Source organism: Cupriavidus sp. R6-3, assembly GCF_059772245.1.
In genome coordinates this window covers 1-6129 of the sequence record NZ_JCBAJO010000256.1, presented here as the reverse complement: position 1 = coordinate 6129, position 6129 = coordinate 1, and the positions used below count along the sequence as shown (strand labels likewise).

Sequence of the window (6129 nt, the reverse complement as noted above, 5' to 3'; positions counted from 1 at the left end):
GCCACAGCGCGGCAAGGGTGGCGGCGGGATCGGGCGATGGCATGGCGCTCCTCGTGAACGATGGGGGTGGGATGGCAATGCGATGGCGACGGTGGGGTCGGCACATCGAATCGGCAAATCGAATCGGCAAATCGAACCGGTGGCTGCAGCGCGGGCGCGCGCGGCCGGGCCGCTTCGGGATGCACAGGAACTCCATGCTAGCGCGCCGCCCGAGATTGCGCGCGCGGCGGATGCGCCGGCACGGTAAAATCACCGGTTCCCGCCAACCTGCCGGGCCCTCCGGGGCGCCGGCGCGCTGGCCCGGCGCAAATCTGCGCCGTTCCTTACCACGAATTCGAATCCGCCCTGTAGCCGGCCGCGCGACCCGCGGCCCAACCTGGCCAAACCATGAGCCACGACCCGAAAGCCCAAGACAGCACGCCCGCCGCCTCGAACTTCCTGCGCAGCATCATCGACCAGGATCTGGCCGCCGGCACCTACGCCGGCCGCACCGACGCGCAGGGCCGGCCGCTGCCCGCCGTGATCACGCGCTTCCCGCCGGAGCCCAACGGCTATCTGCACATCGGCCACGCCAAGAGCATCTGCCTGAATTTCGGCCTGGCGCGCGACTACGGCGGCCGCTGCCACCTGCGCTTCGATGACACCAATCCGGTCAAGGAAGACACCGAGTACGTCGATTCGATCATCGACGCGGTGCACTGGCTCGGCTTCAGCTGGGACAGCAACGATGCGCAGGGCGGCCCGCAGGCCCACCTGTACTACGCCAGCGACTACTTCGACCAGCTGTACGCCTTCGCCGAGAAGCTGATCGAGCGCGGCGTCGCCTATGTCGACAGCCAGAGCGCCGAGCAGATCGCCGCCAGCCGCGGCAACTTCGCCGAGCCGGGCACGCCGTCGCCCTACCGCGACCGCAGCGTCGAGGAGAACCTGCAGCTGTTCCGCGACATGCGCGCCGGCAAGTACGCCGACGGCGAGCACGTGCTGCGCGCGAAGATCGACATGGCCGCGCCGAACATCGTGATGCGCGACCCGGTGCTCTACCGGATCCGCCATGCGCACCACCATCGCACCGGCGACAAGTGGTGCATCTATCCGATGTACGACTTCACGCATTGCATCTCGGATGCGATCGAGAACATCACGCACTCGCTGTGCACGCTGGAGTTCGAGAACAACCGCCCGCTGTACGACTGGGTGCTGGCCCAGCTGCGCGATTGCGGCCTGCTGCGCGAGCCGCTGCCGCATCAGTACGAATTCGCCCGGCTGAACCTGACCTATGCGATCACCAGCAAGCGCAAGCTGCTGCAGCTTGTCAACGAGGGCCGCGTCGACGGCTGGGACGATCCCCGCATGCCGACCATCGTCGGCATCCGCCGGCGCGGCTATACGCCCGAATCGATCCAGCTGTTCTGCGATCGCGTGGGCGTGGCCAAGTCGGACAGCTGGATCGACATGAGCACGCTGGAAGGCGCGGTGCGCGACGACCTCGATGCGCGCGCGGCGCGCGGCGTGGCGGTGCTCGATCCGCTCAAGCTGATCCTGGACAACTACCCGGAAGGCCAGAGCGAGGAGTGCTCGGCGCCGGTCCATCCGAAGCAGCCCGAGCTGGGCAAGCGCGTGTTCCCGCTGTCGCGCGAGCTGTGGATCGAGCGCGAGGACTTCAACGAGAACCCGCCGAAGGGCTATTTCCGGCTGTTCCCGGGCAACAAGGTGCGGCTGCGCTACGGCTACGTGATCGAATGCACCGGCGTCGACAAGGACGCCGACGGCAATGTCGTCGCCGTGCACGCGAACTACCTGCCGGACACCAAGAGCGGCACGCCGGGCGCGGACAGCGTCAAGGTCAAGGGCAACATCCACTGGGTCAGCGCGCAGCACGCGCTGCAGGCGGAGGTGCGGCTGTACGACCGGCTGTTCAACGACCCGCATCCGGATGCCGGCGGCAAGAACTTCCTCGATGCATTGAACGCGGACTCCAAGCGCGTGGTCACAGCGTATCTGGAGCCGGGCCTGCGCGAGGCCAGGGCCGAGGACCGCTTCCAGTTCGAGCGGCACGGCTATTTCGTCGCCGACCGCGTCGACAGCCAGCCGGGCCGTCCGGTCTTCAACCGCATCGTCGGACTGAAGGACAGCTGGGGCAAGTAATTGCCGCGGCCCACGCCGGCGCGCCGAGGAATCGGCGCCCGGCGCCATCTCCAACCCCAAACTTCATCATGCAGACCCTGACCTTCCCGCTGGACCGCGAGCACATCGCGCTGAACGATCTGCTCAAGCTGGCCGGCGTGGCCGACAGCGGCGGCGCCGGCAAGGCGCTGGTCGCTGCCGGTGAGGTTGCGGTCGACGGTGTGCCCGAATCGCGCAAGACCGCCAAGATCCGCGCGGGCCAGGTGGTGACGTTGCCTGGCGTGACGATCCGGGTGGTGGCGGCCTGAGGGCTGCTTGGGAGCCCGAGCGCCGCTCGAGACCACCCGAGGGCCGCTCGAGGACCGATCGAGGAGCACTCGAGGGCAACTCGAGCGCTGCTGGAGCAGGATCCGGGCACCACATAAGCGCCCCATCGGGCGCCATCTCGCTACGTGACCGCCGGCGATGCGCCGACGACAGAACCAAAGGACAACGCCATGCCGATCGCTTTCTGGTGCGTGCTGATCGCCGGCATCCTGCCCATCGTCACGGTGGGCATCGCCAAATGGGGCGCGCCCGGCTTCGACAACCACGATCCGCGCGCCTGGCTGGAGCGGCAGACCGGCCGCGCCCGCCGCGCGGACCTCGCCCACCGCAACCACTTCGAGGCCTTTCCGCTGTTCGCCGCCGCGGTGCTGTGCGCCAGCCACCTGCAGGCGCCGCAGGCGCGCATCGACGAGCTGGCGGTCGCATTCATCGTGATCCGCGTGCTCTACACCGTCTGCTACCTGGCCGACCGCGCCACGCTGCGTTCGCTGTGCTGGACGCTCGGCTTCCTCTGCGTGCTGGGCATTTTCCTGCTGCCCGTGCTGGTGCCCTGAAGGAGACCGTTGACTTCTGTCACAGGTCGACCCGGCGACACCTGAAATCCCGAAATCTTCTGTAGAATCAGCGCTTTGCAAAATTTGGCCCCGGCTTTTTCGCCCGGGTGCGACGGGACGGGGAATCATGATCGGGATTGGACTGGGGGATGTGGTGGCGGCTTCGCTCGCTGCCGCAGGGGCGTGCTTGATCTGCAGCATTCCGCGCGATTTTGTCGGCCATCTGCGCAACTTCCCCGCCTGGGTGATGCGCACCTACGGCCGCCGCGCCCTGGTGATCCCGGTGCTGGTGATGCTGGTCGTCGGCCGCCTGGTCGAGCTCGGCGTCAACGGGCAGATCGACAGTCCCGCCGGGCAGGCGATGGTGATCGCCGCCGCCTTCCTCGCGCTGGTGATCGCCTCCGCGGTGCTGCGCTTCTACTTCAGCGATTACCGCAAGTCACGCTGACCGCCGCGCCGCGCCGCGCGTGCGGAGCATCCCACCCGCGGCGCCGTCGATTCCGCAGTCGATCCCGCTGCGGTTTCCTTTGCCGCCTTCTCTGCCGTTTGTGCTGCGGTGTCGGCTGCTGGTTCCGCGACCCTTCCCTTCCCGCTTCCTCACCATGCCATCCGCACCGTCATGCAGGCGGTGATCGGGTAACATGCGCGCTTTGCCGGCCGTGCCGGGCATCCTGCCCGCGCCATCGGCCGGCGCGCCGCCTCCCTCTTCCCCCATGGCCCTGAAGTCCACCATCTGCAAAGCCGAGCTGTCGATCTCCGATATGGACCGGCATTACTATGGCACCCACGCGCTGACCGTCGCGCAGCACCCGTCCGAGAACGACGCCCGCATGATGGTGCGGCTGCTGGCGTTCGCCTGCGAGGCCAGCGAGACGCTGAGCCTGACGCGCGGGCTCGACGAACCCGACGAGCCGGACCTGTGGGAGCGCAGCCTGACCGGCGAGATCGAACACTGGATCGACCTGGGCCAGCCCGACGAGACGCGGCTCAAGCGCGCCGCCTCGCGCGCCGCGCGCGTGACCGTGTTCGCCTACCAGCCCGCCAGCGCGCGCGAATGGTGGAAGGGCATCGCCGGCAAGGCCGGCAAGCTGCGCAACCTGACCGTGCATGCGGTGCCGGGCGAGGCGGTCGACGCGCTGGCCGGCATGGCCCGCCGGGCGATGCGGCTGACGGTGACGATCCAGGACGGCGAGATCTGGTTCAGCGACGACGAGCGCAGCGTGCAGCTGCGCCTGGATACCTGGCAACGGGCCGACGCCTGACGCCTGACGTCTGACGCCAGACGCCAGACGCCAAACCCCTCAACGCTTGCGGGTACACTGCCGGCTCGGCAGCACCGCGCGCGCCAGCCATGGCCGCGCGGCCCGTGCGCCGAATCACCACGCGCATCGCGGCCCCCCAGGCCGCGCCGCGCAGTCACACAAAGGAAAGACCGATGATCACCACTCCTTCCGGCCTGCAATACGAAGACACCGTGACCGGCCAGGGCGCCGAAGCGACCGCGGGCATGCACGTCACCGTCCATTACACCGGCTGGCTGTACGAGAACGGCCAGGCCGGCCGCAAATTCGATTCGAGCAAGGATCGCAACGATCCCTTCGTGTTCCCGCTGGGCGCCGGTCATGTGATCCGCGGCTGGGACGAAGGCGTGCAGGGCATGAAGGTGGGCGGCACGCGCCGGCTGGTGATTCCCGCCGACCTGGGCTATGGCGCACGCGGCGCCGGCGGCGTGATTCCGCCGAACGCCACGCTGCTGTTTGAAGTGGAACTGCTGGCCGTCTGAGGCGGTTGACGCTCCAGAAAGACTGAGCCGGCAGGCCGGCTCAGAAGCCGATCGACGCGTTGCCGACGTCGACGCGGACCCGATCGCGGCCCAGGATATGCGCGGCATGCCGCGCGTACTCCCGGGCCCAGTCCGGATCGCCGGTGAAGCGCTGCTCGCCCGAGAAGCGCGCCACGCTGAGGATCTTGTCGATGACCAGCACCTTGCCCACCGGGCTGGAAGCCTGGCAGTCAAGCTCCGCATACTCCCGATCGAACCAGCGCCAGCCGGCATCGTCGCTGATGCCCGCAAGTTCGGTATCGCCGATGGTGAACTCGAATTCCTTGCCGGTGCCGAAGGCCACCGTAAGCGTTCGCGCCATAGTCCATCCCTCCTGGTAGTTGGCAGCCATTGTAAGGACGGCGCAACATCGGCCGCCACCCCGCCGGCAGCGGGTGGCGCCGTACCGTTGCCCCACGCCGACATCCCACCGCCATGTGGTGTAGCAAGCCTCCCGCTGCCCGGCTTTGCATTATGCTTGCACCATGGCCATCACCCGACAAGATCTCGAAGCGGACCGGCTGCGGACCACGCTGGGCGGTACCCCGGTGGCTTCCTCGCTGCTGTCGGAAGACGCGCTCGAGCGCTCGTTGCGCTCCACGCTCGATCACCGGCCCGACCAGCCGGACATGCACGGTGACGTCTGGCTGTTCGGCTACGGCTCCCTGATCTGGAACCCGATGGTGGTGCACACCGAGCGCCGGCTCGCGACCGTGCACGGCTATCACCGCGGGTTTTACCTCTATTCGCGCATCAATCGCGGCACCTGGGACAACCCCGGGCTGGTGCTGGGCCTGGACCGTGGCGGCAGCTGCCACGGCATGGTGTTCCGCATCCCCAGCCATGTGGTCGAGCAGGAATTCCGCGTGCTGTGGCGCCGCGAAATGATGACCGGCGCCTACCATCCGCGCTGGCTGCGCGTGAAGCTCGATGGCGAGGCGGCCCCGCAGCGGGCGCTCGCCTTCGTGATGAACCGCGCCCACGAGGCCTATGCCGGCCGCCTGCCCGACGAGCGCGTGGTCACCTGCCTGCGGCGCGCCACCGGCCTGTACGGCCCGGCGCGCGACTATCTGCACCAGACCCTGCTGGGCCTGGCCACCCACGGCGTCGACGATCCCTATCTCGGCCGGCTGTGGCGGCAGATCCAGGCCGCCGACGCGGAACCGGCCGGCGAGCCGGCCGCGGACAGCGAACCGGCCAACGCCGCCTGAACCGGAGACCGCCATGCCCGCCCCCGCCGCTCGAGCCCGCCGCCTGATGGTTGCCGAAGCGCTGGGGTTGTCGGGGCTGCTGCTCGGCGGC

The 6129-nt window shown here is 68.6% G+C and carries 9 protein-coding genes; 7 read left to right on the top strand and 2 right to left on the bottom strand.

Features of this window, described 5'->3' with window-relative positions:
* The coding region (locus tag AC6EI8_RS23225; protein ID WP_498382990.1) for a hypothetical protein at nt 1-196 on the bottom strand (196 nt) is incomplete at its 3' end.
* Between the two features lie 191 nt (nt 197-387).
* Between AC6EI8_RS23225 and AC6EI8_RS23220 the strand changes: the two genes are divergently transcribed.
* From AC6EI8_RS23220 to AC6EI8_RS23195, 6 genes are all read left to right on the top strand, one after another.
* The gene (locus AC6EI8_RS23220; RefSeq protein WP_150084220.1) at nt 388-2145 is read left to right on the top strand and encodes a glutamine--tRNA ligase/YqeY domain fusion protein; all 1758 of its coding nucleotides are present in this window, start codon (nt 388-390) and stop codon (nt 2143-2145) included.
* A 68-nt stretch (nt 2146-2213) separates the two neighbouring features.
* Nucleotides 2214-2432 (top strand): RNA-binding S4 domain-containing protein, encoded by a 219-nt coding sequence (locus tag AC6EI8_RS23215; protein WP_226108325.1) that lies wholly within the window; start codon nt 2214-2216, stop codon nt 2430-2432.
* 189 nt (nt 2433-2621) lie between these two features.
* Nucleotides 2622-3005 carry an MAPEG family protein gene (locus tag AC6EI8_RS23210; RefSeq protein ID WP_149317816.1) on the top strand — a complete coding sequence of 128 codons (384 nt, stop codon included), beginning with the start codon at nt 2622-2624 and terminating at the stop codon, nt 3003-3005.
* A gap of 127 nt (nt 3006-3132) precedes the next feature.
* Complete coding sequence (locus tag AC6EI8_RS23205; protein ID WP_226108327.1) at nt 3133-3453, top strand: hypothetical protein; 321 nt, start codon at nt 3133-3135, stop codon at nt 3451-3453.
* 265 nt (nt 3454-3718) lie between these two features.
* Nucleotides 3719-4267: a YaeQ family protein gene (locus tag AC6EI8_RS23200; RefSeq protein ID WP_053821239.1), complete on the top strand. Its 549-nt coding sequence runs from the start codon at nt 3719-3721 to the stop codon at nt 4265-4267.
* A 173-nt stretch (nt 4268-4440) separates the two neighbouring features.
* Entirely contained in the window at nt 4441-4788 is a 348-nt protein-coding gene (locus AC6EI8_RS23195) for an FKBP-type peptidyl-prolyl cis-trans isomerase (protein WP_226108329.1), read from the top strand.
* Between the two features lie 40 nt (nt 4789-4828).
* On the opposite strand, the gene AC6EI8_RS23190 is transcribed toward AC6EI8_RS23195, so the two are convergent.
* Entirely contained in the window at nt 4829-5149 is a 321-nt protein-coding gene (locus tag AC6EI8_RS23190; RefSeq protein WP_149317814.1) for a hypothetical protein, read from the bottom strand.
* A gap of 163 nt (nt 5150-5312) precedes the next feature.
* On the opposite strand from AC6EI8_RS23190, the gene AC6EI8_RS23185 reads away from it, so the two are divergent.
* On the top strand, nt 5313-6038 hold the full coding sequence (locus tag AC6EI8_RS23185; protein ID WP_149317813.1) for a gamma-glutamylcyclotransferase: 726 nt from the start codon (nt 5313-5315) through the stop codon (nt 6036-6038).
* Nucleotides 6039-6129 lie beyond the last annotated feature (91 nt).